Source organism: Pseudomonas sp. WS 5532 (assembly GCF_012985445.1).
In the GTDB taxonomy this organism is placed as follows: domain Bacteria; phylum Pseudomonadota; class Gammaproteobacteria; order Pseudomonadales; family Pseudomonadaceae; genus Aquipseudomonas; species Aquipseudomonas edaphica.
In genome coordinates, this window is record NZ_JAAQWK010000009.1 from 244,921 (window position 1) to 265,710 (window position 20,790).

Consider the following 20,790-nt stretch of genomic DNA (forward strand, 5'->3'; position numbering starts at 1 on the left):
CCCGTGGTGAATGTTGAACAACTGAAAAGCAGCGTCAATCGCATGTCCGCCGACGTCGTGCGCGACGCGGTGAATGAGCTGCGCCTCGACGGCCTGGTCACGGAAGGCAAGACGCCGTTTAACAAAGTGCATTTCAATACCTGCTTCGCCGAGATCGAGGCGTTGTTCCAGCGCGCTGGTTACCACAAGCAGCTGGACGTGGTGGGTTACCAGGGCTTGTTGTACGCGCTCTACGATCCCGGCCGCTGGGAAGCGGTGGACGTGTTGCGCTGGCTCAAGGAATTTACCGAGGCGGCCAGCGCCTCGCCGGTGTTGCGAGCGCAATTGGCCAAGGCCTGAGATCCGCCCTAGGCCCAATCGCGTTCCATGCGGGATAATGCCTGCCGGTTTATCCAGGTTTCGAGCATTGCATGTCCACATCCGCTTTCTCTGCGTCCCAGCATCAAGCCAGCACCTTGTATCTGCCACCCGGCCCGTGGGCGACAGTGCTCGATTGCCTGTGCGAGCACTTTCCGGCGATCAGCCGTGAACACTGGCTGGACCGCGTCGCCCGTGGCCGCGTCTTGGACATCAATGGCCTGCCAATCAGCCTGGACCTCGCCTACAAGGAAGGCCTGTGCATTTATTATTTCCGCGAAGTGCCGAATGAGAAGGTGATCCCGGTTCAGGAAAGCATCCTGTATGCCGATGAGCACTTGGTAGTGGCCGACAAACCACACTTTCTGCCGGTGACCCCGGCCGGCGAATACGTCGAACAAACCCTGTTGCGCCGCCTGATTCGTCGCCTGGATAACCCCGCGCTGGTGCCCCTGCATCGCATTGATCGGCACACGGCGGGGCTGGTGCTGTTCTCGGCCAACCCGCAAACCCGGTCGGCGTATCAACAGCTGTTTCCCACACGGCGCATCGATAAATTCTACGAAGCCATTGCCCCGGCCTTACCCGACCTGACCTTCCCGCTGGTGCATAAAAGTCGCCTGGTCGATGGCCAGCCGTTCTTTCGCATGCAGGAAGGGCCGGGCGCCAGCAACACCGAAACGGCGGTGCAAGTGCGCGAGAAAAATGGCGATCTGTGGCGCTACGGCCTGTTCCCCGTGACCGGCAAGAAGCACCAGCTGCGGGTGCACATGACGGCGCTGGGGGCGAGTATCTGCAACGACCCGTTCTACCCCGATGTGCTCAAGGATGCCGAGGACGACTACGCCAACCCACTCAAACTGCTGGCCCAGGGCGTGCGCTTTATTGACCCGGTGACCGGTGAACAACGCCATTTTCGCAGCCGCATCACCCTCGACTGGTAACCGCCAGAAACGACAAGGCCCGCACATGGCGGGCCTTGTGGGCAAACGCTTAAGACTTACAGGTCTTTAACGGTGCGAACCTGATCCTTGTTGATACGGGTCTGCTTGCCGTCAAGTTGTTCGAACTCGTAGAAGCCCGAAGCCTTGTCGTATTTAGGGGTGTCGACGGCCTGGATTTCGCGACCGTCATTCAGGGTGATCACTGTAGGCGAAGCGCAACCGGCGAGAGTGGCGAGGCCCAGTGCAAGCATGAGAGCGGCGATGGTCCGTTGAGTCATGAGTTTGTCTCCAAGAGAATTCTTTTAAATAGCTGACCTTGTGACGCGCATGGCGTCGACAAAGTTCCTTGTGCGAGGTTCATTCTGACACGCCAGACCCAGGGTGCAACAGCTCGGGTGTATTCAGATTGGCCAGGCGTGGGTCGTCAGCTTGGCATTCCAGGCCCACACCGCCCAACTGCAGGAATATCTTGCGCGGGCTGCGCTCACCGGCGTCCCATGCCTGTTGTACCTGGGTTTTGAGGTGGGTGGGGATGATGCAGATCAAGGGTTCCCAGAACTCGCCATGGCGTACCATCACCGGCACCTGCGGGTTGCGGTGTGCCGTCTCACACAAATCGGCCAACAGTCCCACGTCGATGTTGGGTACGTCACACGGCAGTATCAGCACATGCGCATGGCGCGCGGCGGCCAGGCCCGCGCGGATGCCCGCCAGCGGGCCGGGGAAGTCCGGGCTGTCGTCGCTCACCAACTGGTCGGCATAGGGCGCGTACTGCTCATGGTTGCGGTTGCACGAGATGATCAGGTCATTGGTCAGCGGTCGGGTCAGGCGCTGCAAATGTGCAACCAATGGCTGGCCGTGCCAGGGCAGCAGGCCTTTGTCCTGGCCGCCCATGCGTTGGCCACGGCCGCCGGCCAGCAGCAGGATCGAACAAGGCAGGGGCGAAGAATCAAGCGACATGGTGGTTCCGCAGCGGCAGGCAAATAGGGGCCTGTGATATAACATCGGGCTGTTCATTCGACAACCGGACCAAGCCATGAAAGCCAAGGCTGATGCGCCCTTCGTACCCCTCAATATCGCTGTGCTGACTGTCAGCGACACCCGCACCCTGGACACCGACACCTCCGGCCAGGTCTTCGTCGATCGCCTGGCCGCCGCCGGCCACAACCTGGCCGAGCGCGTACTGCTCAAGGACGACCTGTACAAAATCCGCGCCCAGGTCGCCCACTGGATCGCCGAAGACGTGGTGCAAGTGGTGCTGATCACCGGCGGCACCGGCTTCACCGGCCGCGACAGCACGCCCGAAGCCGTCAGCTGCCTGCTGGACAAGCAGGTCGATGGTTTTGGCGAACTGTTCCGCCAGATCTCCGTGGCTGATATCGGCACCTCCACCGTCCAATCACGCGCCCTGGCCGGCCTGGCCAATGGCACGCTGGTCTGCTGCCTGCCGGGTTCGACCAACGCGGTGCGCACCGGTTGGGATGGCATCCTTGCCGAGCAACTGGATAACCGCCACCGCCCGTGCAACTTTGTGCCGCACCTGAAGCAGGCCGAACCCTGCGAATCCCGTGGATAAGCCTGGCAAGTCCGGTGCACTGATGCCGGTGGAACAAGCGCTGCAGCAACTACTGGACATGGCTGAAGCAACGCCGATTCGCGAGCACGACGTGCAGCCCTTGGCCGAGTGTGATGGCCGCGTATTGGCGCAAGATTTGGTCTCCACCCTCGACCTGCCGCCCTGGCCCAACAGCGCCATGGACGGTTACGCCCTGCGCCTGTCGGATTGGACCGGCGAGCCGCTGCCCGTGAGCCAGCGCATCTTCGCCGGCCAGGCACCGCAGCCACTGGCGGCCGGCACTTGCGCGCGCATCTTTACCGGCGCGCCGGTGCCCGAAGGCGCCGATTGTGTGCAGATGCAGGAAAACGCCGTGGTCCACGCCGACGACCGCGTGAGCTTCACCGAGCGCTTGCGGGCCGGCCAGAACATCCGCCCCCAAGGCCAGGAAACCACGGTCGGCGAGTTGGTGCTAAACGCAGGCACCCGGCTTGGCCCGATAGAGCTGGGCCTGGCTGCTTCCCTCGGGCATGACTGTTTAAGTGTGGTGCGCCGGGTACGCGTGGCCGTGCTGTCCACCGGCGATGAACTGATCGAACCCGGCCTGCCGCTGGGGCCGGGGCAGATCTACAACAGCAACCGGCGTGTGTTGTGCAGCTGGCTTGTGCGCATGGGCTGTGAAGTGATCGATGCCGGGATTCTTCCGGATGACCTGGAAAAGACCCGCACACGCCTGGCAAGCCTGGGCAGTGTCGACCTGATCCTGTCCACCGGCGGTGTCTCGGTCGGCGAGGCGGACTTTCTCGGCATCGCCCTGCGCGAAGAGGGCGAACTGGCCCTGTGGAAACTTGCGATCAAGCCGGGCAAACCGCTGACCTTCGGGCACTTTCGCGGTGTGCCGGTGATTGGCCTGCCCGGCAACCCGGCGTCGACTTTGGTGACCTTTGCGCTGCTGGCCCGGCCCTATCTGCTGCGCCGCCAAGGCGTGCAGGACGTGGCGCCGCTGCGCTTCGAAGTGCCGGTGGGGTTCGTGTGGCCTCAGCCGGGCAACCGCCGCGAGTACCTGCGCGGGCGTATCGAGCAGGGCCGGGCGATTATCTACCGCAACCAGAGCTCCGGCGTGCTACGCAGCGCGGCGTGGGCCGAAGGGTTTGTGGAGGTGTTGGAGGGGACGACACTCGATATTGGCGACCGCGTCAATTTCATTCCCTTGAGTGAAGTCCTGAACTGACAATAGAGACCGACTGTGGGAGCTGGCTTGCCTGCGATGCAGACACCTCGGAGTGTCAGGTACACCCGGTTGATGCCATCGCAGGCAAGCCAGCTCCCACATTTGGATTTGCGTGTAGCTAGTAATCATCCCCACGCGCAGTCACATCCCGCTCCATCGGCTCGGCATTCGGGTCATAGCCCACCGGGAATTTGCCCTTGAGCGTCCACGCAAACGCAATAATCTCGGCCACCGTGCGGTACAGCTCCTCCGGGATGCTGTCGCCCAATTCCATGCGCGCCAGCAGTTTCACTAGCTCGGCATTCTCATAGATCGGCACTTCATTTTCCCGCGCCAACTTCAAAATGGCTTCGGCCAGGGCATCGTCGCCCTTGGCCGTCAGGGTTGGCGCTTGCTGGCCGTCGTACTTGAGGGCAATCGCCTGGCGTGGCGGAAGGGAGTTTTTCATGCGGTTTCATCCACCCAGCGTTGCTCCAATCCGGTTCGTGGCCCACGTGGCGGCGTACCGAGGTGGCAGTCCAGGTCGCCGACATTGATGCCCGAGGTCACCAGGCGCTCGCGCAAGCTGCCCAAATGGCTTTCGATCAGGCTGGCGGTAAACGGGCGCGAGGCCCACAGCTGGCTGGACAATTTGCCCTGGGTCAGTTGCGCCTGCACCTGCAACGGCCCCAGCGGCTCCATGTCGAAGGCCAGCTCGACGCGCCAGAGCATTTGCTTGGGGTCTTTCTTTTCCTTGCGCTCCGGTTGGTCCTTGTCCGGCGGCGGTTCTTCACGCTGGAACTTGACCTGCAACGGCACAATGTCCTGCAAGGTGCGCATGGGGATTTCCAGCTGCCAAGTGGTTTGCAGGCGGCCATCGGCGGTAGTGCCGGTTTGCTCCAGGCTCGATAACTGGTGGCTTTGCAGCCGGGAAATGGCCCCGGCGGCCAGGCGCAGCAGGTTTTCCAGGTCGCCTTCGCCTGCAAGTTTGGCCATCAGCCGGTCCGGCAGCGGAAAGCCCGCCGGGGCTTGTCGTGCGCCGATCTGGCCGAGGGTGCTGAGCGGGTTGCGCACGAAGTTGGGCAGTACCTGGGCCAGGGTATTGGCGGCGAGGATGGCGTTCAGATTAGTGGCGGCGGGCAGGGCGGGCAGCAGTTCGGCGACCAGCCGCAGCAGGCTGCCTTTCATGTCCAGCGGTGGCACTTGCGGGTCTTGCCCGGCCAGCAGTTTGGCTTCAAGAAACACGCCGCTACTTTGTACCAACTGCGCCAGCACCTTGGGGTTGCTGACTTGAGCCAGGTCGGGCAGGGCGTTGAGCAAGCGCGCGGCGGCGGCGCGCAGGTCGCTGGAGGTGGTGTCATCGGTAGGCAGGCTTTGCAGCGCGTTGAACAGCACATCCAGCGAGCCTTGTCGACTTTGCTGGGTCGACAGCTGTTGCGCCACGGCCAGTTGATCCTTCAGCCCGCTCAACGGCACGAAATTCAGGGTTTGCGCATTTTGCACCACGGCGCTGAGCAAGCTGCCGACCCGCAGCGGCTGCGGGCTTTCCAGACTCAACGTGGTGCCGGCCAGGGCGTTATTGAGTACGCTGACCAATGAGCGATAGATCGCCGGTTGCGCGGTGCCTTGCGGCAGCATCTGGGTGGTCAGCACCTTGGCCTGCAACAGCGTGCCCACCGGCAGTTGCGTGGTGTCGATGCGGGTCAGGGCGGCCACATTGGCGCTCAGGGCTTGCTGCAAGGTGATGGTCAGGTTGCCGGTCGGCGTCTGGCTCACCGCCACGTTGCTGCCCAGCGGCAACGGCTGGGCGCTGCTGGCCTGTACCAATGTCTGGCGGCCGCTTTCGAGGGTCAACTTGAGCAACAGCTGAAATGCATCGCCGCCTTGTTTAAGCGCTATCACCTCGGCGTTCGCGGTTTTGCCAGGGTCGATCAGGCCGGTCTGCGGCTCCAGCAGTTTCAACAACTCGCCGGTCGGCGGCAGCGGGGCAGGCCCGGGCGTCGGTGCTGGCGGCAGCGTAGGAAGGTTGATCTCACCGGTCATCGTGCGCGTCGTCTCTGGGGAAATTGCCCTCTTTAGAGTAGGGCATCACATGTATAATGCCGCCCGTCTGCAAAGAGAGCGGTAAAAACCTCACAACTATTTGATCCAGCTCTCTAAAATCGGTCGCCAAAGCCGTTATTGTGCACTTCTCTATAACGGCCGCTGCACCGCCGACTTGAACCGTAAAGGCCCGCGATCTTTTGACCAGCCCTCTTCTAGAAGCCGTAGCGCTTGCCTGTGAACGCGACCTGCGCCTGCTGTTCGAGCACCTCGAACTGCGGCTGGCGGGCGGCGACATGGTGCAGATCAGCGGCCCCAATGGCAGCGGCAAGACCAGTTTGCTGCGCCTGCTGGCCGGGTTGATGCAGCCGACGGCCGGTGAGGTTCGACTCAACGGCAAGCCCCTCAACGAACAACGCACCGAGCTTGCGCGCAACCTGATCTGGATCGGCCACGCCGCCGGCATCAAGGACGTGCTCACGCCGGAAGAAAACCTCAGCTGGCTCAGCGCCCTGCATCATCCGGCGCCCCGCGATGCCATCTGGCAAGCCTTGGCCGCTGTTGGCCTTAAAGGCTTCGAAGATGTCCCTTGCCACACCTTGTCCGCCGGCCAGCAGCGCCGCGTGGCGCTGGCACGTTTGTATCTGCCTGGCCCGCCGCTGTGGATTCTCGACGAACCCTTCACCGCCCTCGACAAGCAGGGCGTCGCCCAACTCGAAGAACACCTGGCACAGCACTGTGAACAGGGTGGCCTGGTGCTGCTCACCACCCACCACACGCTGGCGCGCAGGCCCGCCGGTTACCGCGACCTGGATTTAGGGCGGTGGTCGGCATGAGTGTGTTCGCGCTGTTAGTCGCCCGTGAAGCCCGCCTGTTGTGCCGTCGCCCGGCTGAATTGGCCAATCCCTTGGTATTTTTCGCCATCGTCATCGCGCTGTTCCCGCTGGCAGTCGGCCCCGAGACTAAACTGTTGCAAACCTTGTCCCCGGGACTGGTGTGGGTGGCCGCGCTTTTATCGGTGCTGCTCTCGCTGGACGGGCTGTTTCGCAGTGATTTTGAAGACGGTTCCCTCGAACAGTGGGTCCTTTCGTCGCACCCCTTGCCACTTCTGGTACTGGCCAAGGTGCTGGCACACTGGGTTTTTTCCGGCTTGGCGCTAGTATTGCTCTCGCCGCTGCTGGCGATGATGCTCGGCTTGCCCGTTGAGTGCCTGCCGGTGTTGCTCCTGTCCTTGTTACTCGGTACGCCGGTGCTCAGCCTGTTGGGGGCGGTGGGCGCAGCGTTGACCGTCGGTTTGAAGCGGGGTGGCCTGTTGCTGGCCCTGCTGATTCTGCCTTTGTACATCCCGGTGTTGATCCTGGGCAGCGGCGCCTTGCAGGCCGCGCTCATGGGCATGCCGGCGACCGGTTACCTCCTGTGGCTTGGCAGCCTGACCGCCCTGGCGGTAACCCTGACACCCTTTGCTATAGCGGCTGGCCTGAAGATCAGCGTCGGCGAATAATGAGGTCTGGCCAAGTGTTATGCCTTGGCCAGTAAAGACCCTGAGCTTTGCGCAATGACGCACAGCCACCGTGATGGAAACAGCAATGAACTGGACCTGGTTTCACAAGCTCGGCTCGCCCAAATGGTTTTACGGCATCAGCGGCAAATTGCTGCCGTGGTTGAGCATCGCCGCCATTTTGCTGATCGGCATCGGCCTGGTCTGGGGCCTGGCCTTCGCGCCGCCGGACTACCAGCAAGGCAACAGCTTTCGCATCATCTATATCCACGTGCCCGCCGCCATGCTGGCCCAGTCCTGCTATGTGATGCTGGCGGTGTGCGGCATCGTCGGGCTGGTGTGGAAGATGAAACTGGCCGACGTGGCCCTGCAATGCGCCGCGCCCATCGGCGCCTGGATGACCGCCGTGGCGCTGGTCACCGGCGCGATCTGGGGCAAACCCACCTGGGGTTCGTGGTGGGTGTGGGATGCGCGACTGACCTCCATGCTGATCCTGCTGTTCCTGTACTTCGGCCTCATCGCCCTGGGCAATGCCATCAGCAACCGCGACAGCGCGGCCAAGGCCTGTGCGGTGCTGGCGATTGTCGGCGTAATCAACATCCCGATCATCAAATACTCGGTGGAGTGGTGGAACACTCTGCACCAGGGCGCCACCTTCACCCTCACCGAAAAACCGGCGATGCCCGTGGAAATGTGGGCGCCGCTGCTGCTGATGGTGCTGGGGTTCTACTGCTTCTTCGGCGCCGTGCTGCTGATGCGCATGCGCCTCGAAGTGCTCAAACGTGAAGCCCGCACCAGTTGGGTCAAGACCGAAGTGCAAAACAGCCTGGAAGCGCGCGGATGAACTTCAACTCGTTCAGTGAATTTCTCGCCATGGGCCATCACGGCCTGTATGTCTGGACGGCCTATGGCATCTGCCTGGCAGTGCTGGCCCTCAACGTTGCCGCGCCGATCCTGGCCCGCAAGCGTTACCTGCAACAAGAGGCGCGTCGTTTGCGCCGGGAGACCGATAAGTGAATCCGCTGCGTAGAAAGCGTCTGTTGATCATCCTCGCCATCATGGCCGGCGTCGGCATTGCCGTGACCCTGGCCCTGAGCGCCTTGCAGCAGAACATCAACCTGTTCTACACCCCGACCCAGATCGCCAATGGCGAAGCGCCTGTCGACACGCGCATCCGCGCCGGCGGCATGGTCGAGAAGGGCTCCTTGAAGCGTTCCGGTGATTCCCTTGACGTGACCTTTGTGGTCACCGACTTCAACAAAGCCGTGACCATCACCTATCGCGGCATCCTCCCGGACCTGTTCCGTGAAGGCCAGGGCATCGTCGCCCTGGGCAAGCTCAACGCCGACGGCGTGGTGGTGGCCGATGAAGTACTCGCCAAGCACGATGAGAAGTACATGCCGCCGGAAGTGACCAAGGCGTTGAAAGACAGCGGCCAATCGGCCCCAGCACCTGCCAAGGAGGGCTAAGCCATGACGTCCGCACTGTTTATTCCGGAGCTGGGCCAGTTGGCGATGATCCTCGCCCTGTGCTTCGCCATCGTCCAGGCCGTGGTGCCGTTGCTCGGCGCCTGGCGCGGCGACCGCCTGTGGATGAGCCTGGCGCAGCCGGCCGCCTGGGGCCAGTTTGCCTTTTTGGTGTTCGCGTTTGGCTGCCTGACCTACGCCTTTATGACCGACGACTTTTCCGTCGCCTATGTCGCCAATAACTCCAACAGCGCGCTGCCGTGGTACTACAAGTTCAGCGCCGTGTGGGGCGCCCACGAAGGTTCGTTGCTGCTGTGGGCCTTGATCCTTGGCGGCTGGACCTTTGCCGTATCGGTGTTCTCGCGCCAACTGCCGCAGGTCATGCTGGCCCGCGTGTTGGCGGTGATGGGCATGATCAGCATCGGCTTCCTGCTGTTTTTGATCATGACCTCCAACCCGTTCACGCGCATCCTGCCGCAGATCCCGATGGATGGGCATGACCTCAACCCGTTGTTGCAAGACATCGGCCTGATCGTGCACCCGCCGATGCTCTACATGGGCTACGTCGGTTTCTCCGTGGCCTTTGCGTTTGCCATCGCCGCCTTGCTCGGCGGGCGCCTCGATGCGGCCTGGGCGCGCTGGTCGCGGCCATGGACCATTGTGGCCTGGGCGTTCCTCGGTATCGGTATCACCCTCGGTTCGTGGTGGGCCTACTACGAACTCGGCTGGGGCGGCTGGTGGTTCTGGGACCCGGTGGAAAACGCCTCGTTCATGCCCTGGCTGGTGGGCACCGCGCTGATTCACTCGCTGGCCGTCACCGAAAAACGCGGCGTGTTCAAAAGCTGGACCGTGTTGCTGGCCATCGCCGCGTTTTCCCTCAGCCTGCTGGGTACTTTCCTGGTGCGTTCGGGCGTGTTGACCTCGGTGCATGCGTTTGCGTCCGACCCGGAGCGCGGCGTGTTCATCCTGATCTTCCTGCTGTTTGTAGTCGGTGGCTCGCTGACCCTGTTTGCGTTGCGCGCACCCGTGGTCAAGAGCCAGGTCGGCTTTAACCTGTGGTCGCGGGAAACCCTGCTGCTGGGCAATAACCTGGTGCTGGTGGTGGCCGCGTCGATGATCCTGCTCGGCACCCTGTACCCCTTGGTGCTGGACGCTTTGAGCGGCGCCAAGCTGTCCGTCGGGCCGCCGTACTTCAACGCGTTGTTTATCCCGTTGATGGGCCTGTTGATGGTGGTCATGGCCGTTGGTGTGCTGGTGCGCTGGAAAGACACGCCGGTCAAATGGCTGGCCGGCATGCTGATGCCGGTGCTGCTGGGCAGCGTGGCCCTGGCAGTGATCGCCGGGTTCGCCTACGGCGATTTCAATTGGGCGGTGCTCGCCACTTTCCTGCTGGCTGCCTGGGTATTGCTGGCCGGCGTTCGCGATATTTTCGACAAGACCCGTCACAAAGGCCTGATCAAAGGCTTGCCGACGTTGACCCGCAGCTACTGGGGCATGCAAGTCGCCCACATCGGCATCGCCGTGTGCGCCCTCGGCGTGGTGCTGTCCAGCCAGAACAGCGCTGAGCGCGACCTGCGCCTGGCGCCGGGTGAGTCCATGGACCTGGCCGGTTACCACTTCATTTTCGAAGGCGCCAAGCACTTCGAAGGCCCGAACTTCACGTCCGACAAAGGCACTGTTCGTGTCGTGCGCAACGGCAAGGAAGTGGCGGTGCTGCACCCGGAGAAACGCCTGTACACCGTGCAAAGCTCGATGATGACCGAAGCGGGTATCGACGCCGGTTTCACCCGTGACCTCTATGTGGCATTGGGTGAGCCGCTGGGCGACGGCGCCTGGGCGGTGCGCGTGCACGTCAAACCGTTTGTGCGCTGGATCTGGTTCGGCGGTTTGCTCACCGGTTTCGGCGGGTTGCTGGCCGCGCTGGACCGGCGTTATCGCGTCAAGGTCAAAAGCCGTGTGCGTGAAGCCCTCGGCCTGCAAGGAGCGGCGGCATGAAGCGTTGGTTGATGGTGTTGCCGCTGGCGGCCTTTCTGGTGATGGCAGTGTTCTTGTATCGCGGCTTGTACCTCGATCCGGCCGAGTTGCCCTCGGCGATGATCGGTAAACCCTTCCCTGCGTTCAGCCTGAAGACCGTGCAGGGCGACAAAACCCTGACCCAGGCCGACCTGCTGGGTAAACCGGCGCTGGTCAATGTGTGGGGCACCTGGTGCATTTCCTGCCGCGTTGAACACCCGGTACTGAACAAACTGGCCGAGCAGGGCGTGGTGATCTACGGCATCAACTACAAGGACGACAATGCTGCCGCCTTGAAGTGGCTGGCCGAGTTCCATAACCCCTACCAGTTGGATATCCGCGATGAGGACGGCAACCTCGGTCTCAACCTCGGTGTATACGGCGCGCCGGAAACCTTCTTCATCGATGCCAAAGGCGTGATCCGCGACAAGTATGTTGGCGTGATCGACGAAGTGGTCTGGCGCGAGCAACTGGCCGCCAAGTACCAGGCACTGGTCGATGAGGCCAAGCCATGAAGCGTCTGTTAGCCGCTGCGGTTCTTGCACTTGGACTGGTTGGCGTCGCCCATGCGGCCATCGACACCTACGAGTTCGCCAAGGACGGTGACCGTGAGCGTTTTCGCGAATTGACCAAGGAACTGCGCTGCCCCAAGTGCCAGAACCAGGACATCGCCGACTCCAACGCCCCGATCGCCGCCGACCTGCGCAAAGAGATTTTCCGCATGCTGGGGGAGGGCAAGGACAACCAGCAGATCATCGACTTCATGGTCGACCGCTACGGTGATTTCGTGCGCTACAAACCGGCCCTTACCGGCAAGACTGCGTTGCTCTGGTTCGGCCCCGCTGGGCTGTTGCTGGCCGGCGTGGTGGTGATGGCCGTGATCGTGCGCCGTCGCCGCGCTGCGCCTACTGATGGTTCCGATGCGCTCTCCCCGGATGAACGCAAACGCCTCGACCAATTGCTGGACACCAAGACTGATGATTGATTTTTGGCTCGCAGCAGGGTTGCTGCTCCTGATTGCCCTGAGTTTTCTGTTGATCCCTGTACTGCGCGGCCGCCGTGCCCAGCGTGAAGAGGACCGCACCGCACTGAACGTGGCGCTCTACCAGGAACGCGTAGCCGAGCTGCAAGTGCAGCAGGACGAAGGCGTGCTGAATGCCGCCCAGCTCGACACCGGCCGCGCCGAGGCTGCGCGTGAGTTGCTGGCTGATACCGAAGGCGTGGAAAAGCCGCGTGAATCGCGCCTGGGCAAACCACTGCCGTTGTTGGCGGCGTTTCTCGTGCCGGTCCTGGGCGTTGCGCTGTACCTGCATTACGGGGCGAGCGACAAGGTCGAGCTGACCCGCGAATTCTCCCAGCCGCCGGTGTCGATGCAAGACATGACCCGCCGCCTGGAGCGCGCCGCCGCCGCCCAGCCGGACTCGGCGGAAGGCTTGTACTTCCTCGGTCGCGCTTACATGGCTCAGGACCGTTCCGCCGATGCCGCGAAAATCTTCGAGCGCACCGTCGCTCTCGCCGGTCGCCAGCCCGAACTGCTCGGCCAATGGGCCCAGGCGCAGTACTTTGCCGACAACAAACAATGGTCGCCCAAGGTGCAGGCGCTGACCGATGAAGCCTTGAAGCTCGACCCCAAAGAAGTCACCAGCCTTGGCCTGCTGGGTATCGCCGCCTTTGAAGGCCAGCGTTATCAGGAAGCCATCGATTACTGGAACCGCCTGTTGGCCCAGTTGCCAGCGCAAGACAACTCCCGTGTCGCGCTGCAAGGCGGTATCGACCGCGCGGCCGAGAAGCTCAAGGAAAGCGGTGGCACCGTCGCGGCAAAAACCGTGATGAAAGTCCGTGTGGACCTGGCACCTGAGGTAAAGGCCAAAGCCCTGCCCACCGACAGCGTGTTCATCTTCGCCCGTGCGGTAAACGGCCCGCCTGCGCCGCTGGCAGCCAAGCGTGTCACCGTGGCTGAACTGCCGGTCACCGTCGAACTGGGCGATGCGGACGCAATGATGCCGCAGTTGAAACTGTCGAACTTCCCCGAAGTCCAACTGGTTGCGCGCATATCCCGGGCCGGTCAGCCGACCACTGGCGAGTGGATCGGCCGCAGCCAACCTTTGGCCAGCACTACCACTGCGCTGCAGCAACTGACCATTGACACTCCGGACAAGTAAATCGAGGAAACGCCTATGACCGCATTTGCACGTATCACCTTGCTCAGCCTGGTATTGGGGCTGAGCGCTTGTGCGGTCCATCGGCCTCCCGCACCCACCGGCCCGACCATCCCACCGTCTAGCCCGTCGACCCAACCGAGCACCAAGCCTTCCGGCCCGGTAACACCGCCGCCGAAACCTGTGCCAAGCAAGTCGCCGACCTTCGCCCCTCCACCGGGCGCCGCCAGCCACTGGGACGGCAAGATGCAGGTGTATGTATTGGACGAACAGCCCGACACCTTCTACCGCCAGCGCACCTACTACCGCTGGAGCAACGGCTGGAGCCGCTCCATCAGCCCGAACGGGCCGTGGGAAGACACCGATGTGCATGGCGTGCCGCCGGGGTTGAGCAAGCAATACGCGCAATAACAAAAGGCGACCTTTGAAAGGTCGCCTTTTTTATTCCTGACTTGAAACGCAATCCCCTGTGGGAGCTGGCTTGCCTGCGATAGCGGTGTATCAGCTACCCATCTGCCAACTGACCCACCGCCATCGCAGGCAAGCCAGCTCCCACAGTAGATCCCCTTTGATCGTTCGAATTTGATCGTTCCCACGCGCAGCAAAGGAATGCATCCGGTGACGCTCTGCGTCAGGCCCACTTGGGGACGCAGAGCGTCCCAGGCGGCATTCCCACGCAGAGCGTGGGAACGAGCGTTACCTGACTTGAAATGCAATCCACTGTGGGAGCTGGCTTGCCTGCGATAGCGGTACACCTGCTGCCTAGGTATTGCCTGGTCCACCGCTATCGCGGGCAAGCCCGCTCCCACAGTTTTGATCTCCATTTGATCTGAGATTTACGCCAGTTCTCGAACCTGGCGCGGCGCACCGAGCCAGTGAATCACCCCAGCCACCACCCCCAACACCACCCCAAATTCCACAATCCCCACCCAACCAAACTGCGCCATCAACCACCCACTCACCGTCGCCCCAACCGCTCCACCCACAAACGTCGCGGTCATATACAAACTGTTAATCCGCCCCTGCGCCTTGGGGTCCACCGCAAACGCCCGCGTCTGATTGGCCACCAACCCGGCCTGCACACCGATATCCAGCACAACTACGCCCAGCACCAGCAAGATCAGCGAGGTCTGCGCCCCCGCCAGCAGCAAAAACGCCAAGGTCACAATCCCCACGCTGGCCCCGATCACCTTGCGACAACCCAGTTTGTCCGCCGCCCGGCCGCCATACGACGCTGCGAACGCACCCACTGCGCCGATAATCCCGAAACCACCGGCCCAGGCACTGCCCAGCTGCCACGGTCCATTGGCGAGCAACCCGGCCAAATTCACCCAAAACGCGTTGAAGCACGCCCACAACAACGCCTGCACCATCATTGATTGCCGAATCGGGCTGTTATCGCGCATCAACGGCCACAGCGATGCCAGCAGCCGAGGGTAGGACAGGTTCGTACTCGGCACGCCCGCCGGCAGTAGCCTCGCCGCGATAAACCACACCGGGATCATGAACGCCGCCTCCATGGCGTACACCGCCCGCCAGCCATACGCCTCACCGACCACACCACTGATGGTGCGGCCGAGCAAAATCCCCAACATGATCCCGCTGACCACCGTGCCCACATTGCGCCCGCGTTCGTGGGGCTGCGACATCACTGCCGCAAAGGGCACCAGTTGCTGCGGAACGCAACACACCACGCCCAGCCCGAACGAGGCGCCGATCAACGCCCAGATACTCGGCGCAAAAGCCGCCGCCAAGGCAAAGCAGAACGCCAGCGCAATCTGCCCGAGTACCAGCTTGCGCCGGTCAAAGCGGTCGCCCATGGGCAATAAAAACGCCAACCCGGTGGCAAACCCCAGCAAGGCTGCGCCTGCCACCAGGTTGACCGTCGACACTGCGACGCCCATGTCCGAGGCGATCAACGGCAGCACCGGCTGGGTGCAGTAAATGTTGGTGACCACCGCGCCGGCGATCACCGCCATCATGATGATCTTGCCTCGCGGCGGTGCATTCTCGGATGTCATGGCGTTTGCCTCATGTCGCTGGGGGATGAGTCGCCAACCTTACGCAGTCGCGTTTATATCGATAATCCCCTAGGATCGGTAATCATCCTTCCAAAAAATGATAGGGCGTTATGAACCGTCTTGAATCGATGTCGGTGTTTGTTGCGGTGGTGGAGGCGGGCAGCCTGTCGGCGGCAGCGCGCCAGTTGGGCATGCCGCTGGCCACCGTCAGCCGTAAAGTCGCGGAACTGGAAGCTCACCTGAAATCCCGGCTGCTGCACCGCACCACGCGGCAGTTGTCGCTGACGGACGTGGGCGCTTCCTATCTGGCGGCGTGCCGGCGGATCCTCGAAGAGATCGGCGAAGCCGAACGGGCCGCCACCGGCGAATATGCCGTTCCCAAAGGCGAGCTCACGGTGACCGCGCCCATCGTGTTCGGGCGCCTGCATATCGTGCCGGTGGTGGCGGAGTTTCTGGCGCAATACCCCGAGATCAGCGTCAACCTGATGCTCACCGACCGCGTAGTACACCTGATGGAAGAACAGTGCGATGTGGCCGTGCGCATTGGTGACCTGCCGGACAGTTCGCTCAAGGCGCTGCAAGTCGGCACGGTGCGGCGGGTGGTGTGTGCCAGCCCTCGGTATTTGCAAACCCATGGCGAACCGACCACGCCGCAGGCGCTGACGGACCACAGTTGCATCACCTTTGAAGTGCTGTCCTCGGTGGGCGCCTGGGTGTTTGGGGCGGGTAAAGCGCAACAGGCCGTGCCCGTGCATTCGCGGCTGTCGGTAAACACGGCGGACGCGGCGATCACGGCGGCAACACTGGGTGTTGGCGTGATTCGAGTGCTGTCGTATCAAGTGGCGGACGCAGTGCAAAAGGGTGATTTGCAGGTGGTGTTGCAGCCCTATGAATCAGCGGCATTGCCCATCAGCCTGGTGCATAAAGGGCAGGCGCCATTGCCGTTGAAAGTGCGCGCCTTCCTGGATTTCGTCACCCCGCGACTGCGCGTGCGTGACGCAAATATCCCCTGATGTACGCTCCCACACTAGATCGCCTCAGCCATCAGGCCACGGGACACTCCCGATTCAGCGCTTGATCCACCAACAACTGCGCAATCTCAACCATCTGCACCACCGCCAGCACCTGTTTGCGGCTTGAACCGTCCAAATGCTCGGCACAGTCATAGGCACACACCGTCGCCGATTCCAGCATCTCGCTGGCATTGCTCAAGGCAACTTCGGTACTGAGGCCGGGGCGGACGGTGAAGATGATGTTCTTTGTGGCTTGTGAGGTTTCATCCGGGGTAGACGATATTGGGTTAGGCGTTACTTTTTTCATACGGATACTCCGTGAGTTATGAAAAAAGCGCTCACTTCTGTGGGCGCTAAGGCGCCTGGATCATTCGGGCTTCCACACCCGGTCGTTGATTTTGCAACGACTCGAGAAGGTTAGCGGTGAGCTATGTTCGGACGCAACCCGAAATCTGTGTAGGGCATGTCCTAACAAGAGGGCTGCTAAGAAGAGAGAGCCATACGCAGGCTACCGATCGTTCCCACGCTCTGCGTGGGAATGCATCCCGTGACGCTCTGCGTCACCGTTGCGCAAACCTTCGCCTGCTTCGGGACGCAGAGCGTCCCAGGCGGCATTCCCACGCAGAGCGTGGGAACGATCGGTCAACACTGAATACCTTAAGGCAAGCCAATCCCCTGTGGCGAGCAGGCTTGCCCTGCGTTGGGCTGCGAAGCGGCCCTAAAACCTGAGGACGCGTTCTGCCTGAATAAGCGCGGTGGTCTTATTGGGGCTGCTGCGCAGCCAAACGCAGGGCAAGCCTGCTCGCCACAACAAGACCTCTCAGGGTCGCATCCAACCTTTCACAAAACCTTCATCAAACCGCCGCCCGGCAGTCATGTGCAAGTAATAGCACTGACACCTCCCGCGCCTACTGTCGTTTGAACTCAACCGCAGCCCTTGTGTGGCTGTTCAAACCAGACAGAGAAGCCCATGACTCACGCTATCCATGTCGATCACTTGAACAAGACCTTTGCGAAGAAGTCCGCATTGGTCGACCTCGAACTCACCATTGCCGCAGGTGAGATGGTCGCGCTGATTGGCGCTTCCGGTTCCGGCAAGTCCACGTTGTTGCGCCATTTGGCGGGCCTGGCCTGTTGCGACAAGAGCAACGGTGGCAGCGTCAAGGTGTTGGGCCGGGAGGTGCAGGCCAGTGGGCGCTTGAATGGCAAGGTGCGGCGGTTGCGCGCAGACATCGGCTACATCTTCCAGCAGTTCAACCTGGTCAACCGCCTGAGCGTGCTCGACAACGTATTGCTCGGCTGCCTGGGCCGCATGCCACGCTGGCGCGGCAACCTCGGTTTGTTCAATGCCGAGGAAAAAGCCTTTGCCCTCGAATCCCTCGCCCGCGTGGGCTTGGCCGACCTGGCCGGGCAGCGTGCTTCGACCTTGTCCGGCGGCCAGCAGCAGCGGGTGGCGATTGCCCGTGCATTGACCCAGCGCGCCGAAGTCATCCTCGCTGACGAGCCTATTGCCTCGCTGGACCCGGAGTCGGCGCGCAAGGTCATGGAGATCCTCGCCGACATCAACCGCCGCGACGGCAAGACCGTGGTGGTGACCCTGCATCAAGTCGATTACGCCATGCGTTATTGCCCGCGTGCCGTGGCCCTTAAAGGTGGGCGCATTCATTTCGACGGGCAGGGCAGCGCCATGAGCAGCCAGTTCCTCAACGATTTGTACGGTGCCGACGTCGACACCAGCCTGATGTTTTCCGACCACACCCGCACAGCCGTCGCCACGCCTCGGCTGGCCATGGCGCGCGCTTGAAACCCTACTCACGACCCACAGGAATCCCGTCCATGTTGAACCGTATCGGCCAAGTGTTTCTGTCTGCGGTGTTGCTGGCCGGCGCCGCCATGGGCACTGCCCAGGCTGCCGACAAAGCCATCAACTTCGGCATCATGTCCACCGAGTCTTCGCAGAACCTCAAGAGCATCTGGCAGCCGTTTTTGGATGACATGCACAAGAAAACAGGCCTGACCATCAACGCCACCTTCGCCTCCGACTACGCCGGTTTGATCCAGGGCATGCGCTTTAACAAGGTCGACGTGGCCTGGCTGGGCAACAAGGCGGCGATGGAAGCCGTGGACCGTTCCAACGGCGAGATTTTCGCCCAGACCGCCGCCGCCAACGGCGCCGCCGGTTACTGGAGCGTGCTGATCGTGCGCAAGGACAGCCCGATCAACAACGTCGACGACATGCTCAAGAACGCCAAGAACCTGACCTTCGGCAACGGTGACCCGAACTCCACCTCGGGCTACCTGGTGCCGGGCTACTACGTGTTCGCCAAGAACCATGTGGATGCCGCCACCGCGTTCAAACGCACGCTCAACTCCAGCCATGAAGTCAACGCACTCAGCGTCGCCAAGGGGCAGTTGGACGTGGCCACCTTCAACACCGAAAGCTGGGACCGCCTGGAAGTCACCCAGCCGGACAAAGCCGCAATGCTCAAGGTGATCTGGAAATCGCCGCTGATTCCGGCCGACCCGATGGTGTGGAGCAAGGCGCTGACGGACAGCGAGAAAACCAAGATCCGTGATTTCTTCGCCCACTACGGCGACACCGATGAAGAGAAGGCGGTGTTGAAGAACATGCAGTTGGGCAAGTTCCTCGCCTCCAACGACGACCAGCTCTTGCCGATCCGCCAGCTGGAGCTGTTCAAGCAGCGCACCACCATCAGTGCCGACAACAAGCTTGAGGCAGCCGACAAGGCCAAGAAGCTCGCCGACATCGATGCTGACCTGGCCAAGCTGCAACAGCGCATCTCCGAGCTGGACAAGAAGACCGCAGCAAACGGCTAACCCCAGTAGGAACCGGCTTTTGTGGCGAGGGAGCTTGCTCCCGCTGGGGTGCGAAGCACCCCAATAGCTGGCGACTGCTTCGCAGTCGAACGGGAGCAAGCTCCCTCGCCACAGAAAGCACACCTCACAACAACTGAGAGTGAACCCATGACTACCTTACACGCTGAAGCCGTCGGCAAGCGCACCTGGCCGCAATACCTCGGCTGGGGCCTGTTCCTGGTCCTGCTGGCCTGGGCCTGGCACGGCGCCGAGATGAACCCGCTGGCGCTGTACCGCGATTCCGGAAACATGGCGACCTTCGCCGCCGACTTCTTCCCGCCGGACTTTCACGAATGGCGCTCCTACCTCAAGGAGATGATCGTCACCGTACAAATCGCCCTGTGGGGCACGGTGCTGGCCATCGTCTGCTCGGTGCCGCTGGGCATCTTGTGCGCCGACAACATCACCCCGTGGTGGGTCCACCAACCGCTGCGCCGCGTGATGGATGCCTTCCGCTCCATCAATGAAATGGTCTTCGCCATGTTGTTCGTGGTCGCCGTCGGCCTCGGTCCGTTTGCCGGTGTATTGGCCTTGTGGATCAGCACCACCGGCGTGCTCGCCAAGCTGTTTGCCGAAGCCGTCGAGGCCATCGACCCCGGCCCGGTAGAAGGCGTGCGAGCCACCGGCGCGAGTGCTTTGCAGGAGGTGATCTACGGCGTGATCCCGCAGGTCATGCCGCTGTGGGTGAGCTACGCGCTGTACCGCTTCGAAGCCAATGTGCGTTCGGCAACCGTAGTGGGCATGGTCGGCGCCGGCGGGATCGGCGTGATCCTCTGGGAAAACATTCGCGCTTTCCAGTTCGTACAAACCTGCGCGGTGCTGCTGGTGATCATCGTGGTGGTGAGCTGTATCGACGTGCTGTCCCAACGCCTGCGCAAGCAGTTCATCTGACGCCTGAGGGGTGCCCGCGCGGCGCTTTTTTTAAGCATGCAGTTGTCTAGACAAGATGAGCCGGTGTACCGCGAACTCGCGGATATCCTGCGCCGTGAATTGAGCAGCTACCAGGCCGGTGACTTCCTGCCCGGCGAGGTGCACATGGCCGAGCGCTTTGGCGTCAACCGCCACACCTTGCGCCGCGCCATCGACGAGTTGGTGTTCGAAGGCAGCCTGCTGCGCCGTCAGGGCAAGGGCACCCAGGTGCTCGACCGCCCGCTGATTTACTCGATGGGCGCCGAGACCTCCTACAGCCAATCGCTGTCGGCCCAGGGCGTCGGCGTGCAGGCGGTGTTGCTCAAGCGCCGCTATTGCTACGCCAGCCGCGACGAAGCCGAGCATTTGGGCATCGCCGAGATGGCCCCGATGATCGAGCTGCAAACCCTGCGCAAGCTTGATCACCAGCCCGTCAGCCTGATCCGTCATCGCTACTGCGCCAGCCGTGCGCCATTGCTGGCCGATTACAACGGCGGCTCTCTGCGCCAGTACCTGCGTGAACGAGCGCTGCCGCTGACCCGCACCCAAAGCCTGATCGGTGCGCGTTTGCCCAACCGTGATGAAGCCGCGCTGCTGATGATGCCTCGGCACTTGCCGGCCCTCACGGTGTTTACCCTTTCCTGCGATCGCGATGGCCGCCCGGTGGAGCTGGCGCAGTCCACCAGCCGTTCGGATCGCTTCCAGTACCAAGTGGTGACTTGAAT

Annotated in this window: 25 protein-coding genes; 19 read left to right on the forward strand and 6 right to left on the reverse strand. The window is 62.2% G+C overall.

Translation table 11 applies throughout. The features are described 5' to 3' along the window. The first annotated feature begins 3 nt into the window (after window positions 1-3). Together HBO23_RS17710 and HBO23_RS17715 are read left to right on the forward strand one after the other, a co-directional pair. A complete protein-coding gene (locus HBO23_RS17710) occupies window positions 4-339 on the forward strand; it encodes a hypothetical protein (RefSeq protein WP_003189932.1) in 336 nt (111 codons plus the stop codon). 71 nt (window positions 340-410) lie between these two features. Further along, window positions 411-1,301, forward strand: a complete 891-nt coding sequence (locus HBO23_RS17715) for a pseudouridine synthase (RefSeq protein WP_099549059.1) — start codon at window positions 411-413, stop codon at window positions 1,299-1,301. A 56-nt stretch (window positions 1,302-1,357) separates the two neighbouring features. On the opposite strand, the gene HBO23_RS17720 is transcribed toward HBO23_RS17715, so the two are convergent. Together HBO23_RS17720 and mobA are read right to left on the reverse strand one after the other, a co-directional pair. Then, a complete protein-coding gene (locus tag HBO23_RS17720; RefSeq protein WP_017136187.1) occupies window positions 1,358-1,579 on the reverse strand; it encodes a YgdI/YgdR family lipoprotein in 222 nt (73 codons plus the stop codon). A 79-nt stretch (window positions 1,580-1,658) separates the two neighbouring features. Next, a complete protein-coding gene (gene mobA, locus HBO23_RS17725; protein ID WP_017136188.1) occupies window positions 1,659-2,261 on the reverse strand; it encodes a molybdenum cofactor guanylyltransferase MobA in 603 nt (200 codons plus the stop codon). A 76-nt stretch (window positions 2,262-2,337) separates the two neighbouring features. Between mobA and moaB the strand changes: the two genes are divergently transcribed. Both moaB and glp read left to right on the forward strand, forming a co-directional pair. Beyond that, the gene (gene moaB, locus HBO23_RS17730; protein ID WP_017136189.1) at window positions 2,338-2,877 is read left to right on the forward strand and encodes a molybdenum cofactor biosynthesis protein B; all 540 of its coding nucleotides are present in this window, start codon (window positions 2,338-2,340) and stop codon (window positions 2,875-2,877) included. Between the two features lie 22 nt (window positions 2,878-2,899). Further along, entirely contained in the window at window positions 2,900-4,087 is a 1,188-nt protein-coding gene (glp, locus tag HBO23_RS17735) for a gephyrin-like molybdotransferase Glp (protein WP_170039029.1), read from the forward strand. A gap of 118 nt (window positions 4,088-4,205) precedes the next feature. Here glp and HBO23_RS17740 read toward each other — a convergent pair whose 3' ends face one another. Then, entirely contained in the window at window positions 4,206-4,535 is a 330-nt protein-coding gene (locus HBO23_RS17740) for an EscU/YscU/HrcU family type III secretion system export apparatus switch protein (RefSeq protein WP_017136191.1), read from the reverse strand. After that, a complete protein-coding gene (locus tag HBO23_RS17745; protein ID WP_170038991.1) occupies window positions 4,532-6,109 on the reverse strand; it encodes a flagellar hook-length control protein FliK in 1,578 nt (525 codons plus the stop codon). The genes HBO23_RS17740 and HBO23_RS17745 overlap by 4 nt, the downstream gene beginning before the upstream one ends. A 200-nt stretch (window positions 6,110-6,309) precedes the next feature. On the opposite strand from HBO23_RS17745, the gene ccmA reads away from it, so the two are divergent. From ccmA to HBO23_RS17795, 10 genes are all read left to right on the forward strand, one after another. Continuing rightward, entirely contained in the window at window positions 6,310-6,945 is a 636-nt protein-coding gene (gene ccmA, locus HBO23_RS17750; RefSeq protein ID WP_138451781.1) for a cytochrome c biogenesis heme-transporting ATPase CcmA, read from the forward strand. Continuing rightward, on the forward strand, window positions 6,942-7,610 hold the full coding sequence (gene ccmB, locus HBO23_RS17755) for a heme exporter protein CcmB (RefSeq protein WP_014717701.1): 669 nt from the start codon (window positions 6,942-6,944) through the stop codon (window positions 7,608-7,610). The genes ccmA and ccmB overlap by 4 nt, the downstream gene beginning before the upstream one ends. 85 nt (window positions 7,611-7,695) lie before the next feature. Then, complete coding sequence (locus tag HBO23_RS17760) at window positions 7,696-8,451, forward strand: heme ABC transporter permease (RefSeq protein WP_138451783.1); 756 nt, start codon at window positions 7,696-7,698, stop codon at window positions 8,449-8,451. Then, complete coding sequence (gene ccmD / locus HBO23_RS17765) at window positions 8,448-8,624, forward strand: heme exporter protein CcmD (protein ID WP_017136196.1); 177 nt, start codon at window positions 8,448-8,450, stop codon at window positions 8,622-8,624. Before HBO23_RS17760 ends, ccmD begins: the two co-directional genes overlap by 4 nt. Then, a complete protein-coding gene (ccmE, locus tag HBO23_RS17770; RefSeq protein ID WP_017136197.1) occupies window positions 8,621-9,076 on the forward strand; it encodes a cytochrome c maturation protein CcmE in 456 nt (151 codons plus the stop codon). The genes ccmD and ccmE overlap by 4 nt, the downstream gene beginning before the upstream one ends. 3 nt (window positions 9,077-9,079) lie before the next feature. Next, window positions 9,080-11,068: a heme lyase CcmF/NrfE family subunit gene (locus HBO23_RS17775; protein ID WP_017136198.1), complete on the forward strand. Its 1,989-nt coding sequence runs from the start codon at window positions 9,080-9,082 to the stop codon at window positions 11,066-11,068. Beyond that, window positions 11,065-11,601, forward strand: coding sequence for a DsbE family thiol:disulfide interchange protein (locus HBO23_RS17780; RefSeq protein WP_017136199.1), 537 nt, complete (start codon window positions 11,065-11,067; stop codon window positions 11,599-11,601). Before HBO23_RS17775 ends, HBO23_RS17780 begins: the two co-directional genes overlap by 4 nt. Continuing rightward, window positions 11,598-12,071 (forward strand): cytochrome c-type biogenesis protein, encoded by a 474-nt coding sequence (locus HBO23_RS17785; protein WP_017136200.1) that lies wholly within the window; start codon window positions 11,598-11,600, stop codon window positions 12,069-12,071. The genes HBO23_RS17780 and HBO23_RS17785 overlap by 4 nt, the downstream gene beginning before the upstream one ends. Then, a complete protein-coding gene (gene ccmI, locus HBO23_RS17790) occupies window positions 12,064-13,248 on the forward strand; it encodes a c-type cytochrome biogenesis protein CcmI (protein WP_099549052.1) in 1,185 nt (394 codons plus the stop codon). The genes HBO23_RS17785 and ccmI overlap by 8 nt, the downstream gene beginning before the upstream one ends. A gap of 15 nt (window positions 13,249-13,263) precedes the next feature. Next, the gene (locus HBO23_RS17795; protein ID WP_170038993.1) at window positions 13,264-13,656 is read left to right on the forward strand and encodes a hypothetical protein; all 393 of its coding nucleotides are present in this window, start codon (window positions 13,264-13,266) and stop codon (window positions 13,654-13,656) included. Window positions 13,657-14,081: 425 nt separating this feature from the next. Here HBO23_RS17795 and HBO23_RS17800 read toward each other — a convergent pair whose 3' ends face one another. Then, on the reverse strand, window positions 14,082-15,266 hold the full coding sequence (locus tag HBO23_RS17800; protein WP_170038995.1) for an MFS transporter: 1,185 nt from the start codon (window positions 15,264-15,266) through the stop codon (window positions 14,082-14,084). 110 nt (window positions 15,267-15,376) lie between these two features. On the opposite strand from HBO23_RS17800, the gene HBO23_RS17805 reads away from it, so the two are divergent. Continuing rightward, entirely contained in the window at window positions 15,377-16,279 is a 903-nt protein-coding gene (locus HBO23_RS17805; RefSeq protein WP_170038997.1) for a LysR family transcriptional regulator, read from the forward strand. Window positions 16,280-16,310: 31 nt separating this feature from the next. On the opposite strand, the gene HBO23_RS17810 is transcribed toward HBO23_RS17805, so the two are convergent. Next, window positions 16,311-16,586, reverse strand: a complete 276-nt coding sequence (locus HBO23_RS17810) for a DUF6124 family protein (RefSeq protein ID WP_138454414.1) — start codon at window positions 16,584-16,586, stop codon at window positions 16,311-16,313. A gap of 663 nt (window positions 16,587-17,249) precedes the next feature. Here HBO23_RS17810 and phnC point away from each other — a divergent pair. The 4 genes from phnC to phnF all read left to right on the forward strand — a co-directional run bounded on the left by phnC (window position 17,250) and on the right by phnF (window position 20,788). Beyond that, window positions 17,250-18,083 (forward strand): phosphonate ABC transporter ATP-binding protein, encoded by an 834-nt coding sequence (gene phnC / locus HBO23_RS17815; protein WP_017136206.1) that lies wholly within the window; start codon window positions 17,250-17,252, stop codon window positions 18,081-18,083. Between the two features lie 32 nt (window positions 18,084-18,115). After that, window positions 18,116-19,117: a phosphonate ABC transporter substrate-binding protein gene (phnD, locus tag HBO23_RS17820; RefSeq protein WP_099549047.1), complete on the forward strand. Its 1,002-nt coding sequence runs from the start codon at window positions 18,116-18,118 to the stop codon at window positions 19,115-19,117. Window positions 19,118-19,264: 147 nt separating this feature from the next. After that, window positions 19,265-20,047 carry a phosphonate ABC transporter, permease protein PhnE gene (gene phnE / locus HBO23_RS17825; protein ID WP_017136208.1) on the forward strand — a complete coding sequence of 261 codons (783 nt, stop codon included), beginning with the start codon at window positions 19,265-19,267 and terminating at the stop codon, window positions 20,045-20,047. A gap of 36 nt (window positions 20,048-20,083) precedes the next feature. Further along, window positions 20,084-20,788 carry a phosphonate metabolism transcriptional regulator PhnF gene (phnF, locus tag HBO23_RS17830; RefSeq protein ID WP_169985717.1) on the forward strand — a complete coding sequence of 235 codons (705 nt, stop codon included), beginning with the start codon at window positions 20,084-20,086 and terminating at the stop codon, window positions 20,786-20,788. Window positions 20,789-20,790: the final 2 nt, after the last annotated feature.

Excerpts from the sequence above, each read along its gene's own strand:
- ccmD (WP_017136196.1), top strand. The coding sequence starts at position 8,448 with ATGAACTTCAACTCGTTCAGTGAATTTCTCGCCATGGGCCATCACGGC.
- HBO23_RS17805 (WP_170038997.1), top strand. The coding sequence starts at position 15,377 with ATGAACCGTCTTGAATCGATGTCGGTGTTTGTTGCGGTGGTGGAGGCG.
- HBO23_RS17800 (WP_170038995.1), bottom strand. The coding sequence starts at position 15,266 with ATGACATCCGAGAATGCACCGCCGCGAGGCAAGATCATCATGATGGCG.
- phnD (WP_099549047.1), top strand. The coding sequence starts at position 18,116 with ATGTTGAACCGTATCGGCCAAGTGTTTCTGTCTGCGGTGTTGCTGGCC.
- HBO23_RS17720 (WP_017136187.1), bottom strand. The coding sequence starts at position 1,579 with ATGACTCAACGGACCATCGCCGCTCTCATGCTTGCACTGGGCCTCGCC.
- HBO23_RS17775 (WP_017136198.1), top strand. The coding sequence starts at position 9,080 with ATGACGTCCGCACTGTTTATTCCGGAGCTGGGCCAGTTGGCGATGATC.
- ccmB (WP_014717701.1), top strand. The coding sequence starts at position 6,942 with ATGAGTGTGTTCGCGCTGTTAGTCGCCCGTGAAGCCCGCCTGTTGTGC.
- HBO23_RS17715 (WP_099549059.1), top strand. The coding sequence starts at position 411 with ATGTCCACATCCGCTTTCTCTGCGTCCCAGCATCAAGCCAGCACCTTG.
- phnF (WP_169985717.1), top strand. The coding sequence starts at position 20,084 with ATGCAGTTGTCTAGACAAGATGAGCCGGTGTACCGCGAACTCGCGGAT.
- HBO23_RS17780 (WP_017136199.1), top strand. The coding sequence starts at position 11,065 with ATGAAGCGTTGGTTGATGGTGTTGCCGCTGGCGGCCTTTCTGGTGATG.
- HBO23_RS17760 (WP_138451783.1), top strand. The coding sequence starts at position 7,696 with ATGAACTGGACCTGGTTTCACAAGCTCGGCTCGCCCAAATGGTTTTAC.
- phnE (WP_017136208.1), top strand. The coding sequence starts at position 19,265 with ATGACTACCTTACACGCTGAAGCCGTCGGCAAGCGCACCTGGCCGCAA.
- HBO23_RS17745 (WP_170038991.1), bottom strand. The coding sequence starts at position 6,109 with ATGACCGGTGAGATCAACCTTCCTACGCTGCCGCCAGCACCGACGCCC.
- HBO23_RS17795 (WP_170038993.1), top strand. The coding sequence starts at position 13,264 with ATGACCGCATTTGCACGTATCACCTTGCTCAGCCTGGTATTGGGGCTG.
- mobA (WP_017136188.1), bottom strand. The coding sequence starts at position 2,261 with ATGTCGCTTGATTCTTCGCCCCTGCCTTGTTCGATCCTGCTGCTGGCC.
- HBO23_RS17740 (WP_017136191.1), bottom strand. The coding sequence starts at position 4,535 with ATGAAAAACTCCCTTCCGCCACGCCAGGCGATTGCCCTCAAGTACGAC.
- moaB (WP_017136189.1), top strand. The coding sequence starts at position 2,338 with ATGAAAGCCAAGGCTGATGCGCCCTTCGTACCCCTCAATATCGCTGTG.
- HBO23_RS17810 (WP_138454414.1), bottom strand. The coding sequence starts at position 16,586 with ATGAAAAAAGTAACGCCTAACCCAATATCGTCTACCCCGGATGAAACC.
- HBO23_RS17785 (WP_017136200.1), top strand. The coding sequence starts at position 11,598 with ATGAAGCGTCTGTTAGCCGCTGCGGTTCTTGCACTTGGACTGGTTGGC.
- ccmI (WP_099549052.1), top strand. The coding sequence starts at position 12,064 with ATGATTGATTTTTGGCTCGCAGCAGGGTTGCTGCTCCTGATTGCCCTG.
- phnC (WP_017136206.1), top strand. The coding sequence starts at position 17,250 with ATGACTCACGCTATCCATGTCGATCACTTGAACAAGACCTTTGCGAAG.
- glp (WP_170039029.1), top strand. The coding sequence starts at position 2,900 with ATGCCGGTGGAACAAGCGCTGCAGCAACTACTGGACATGGCTGAAGCA.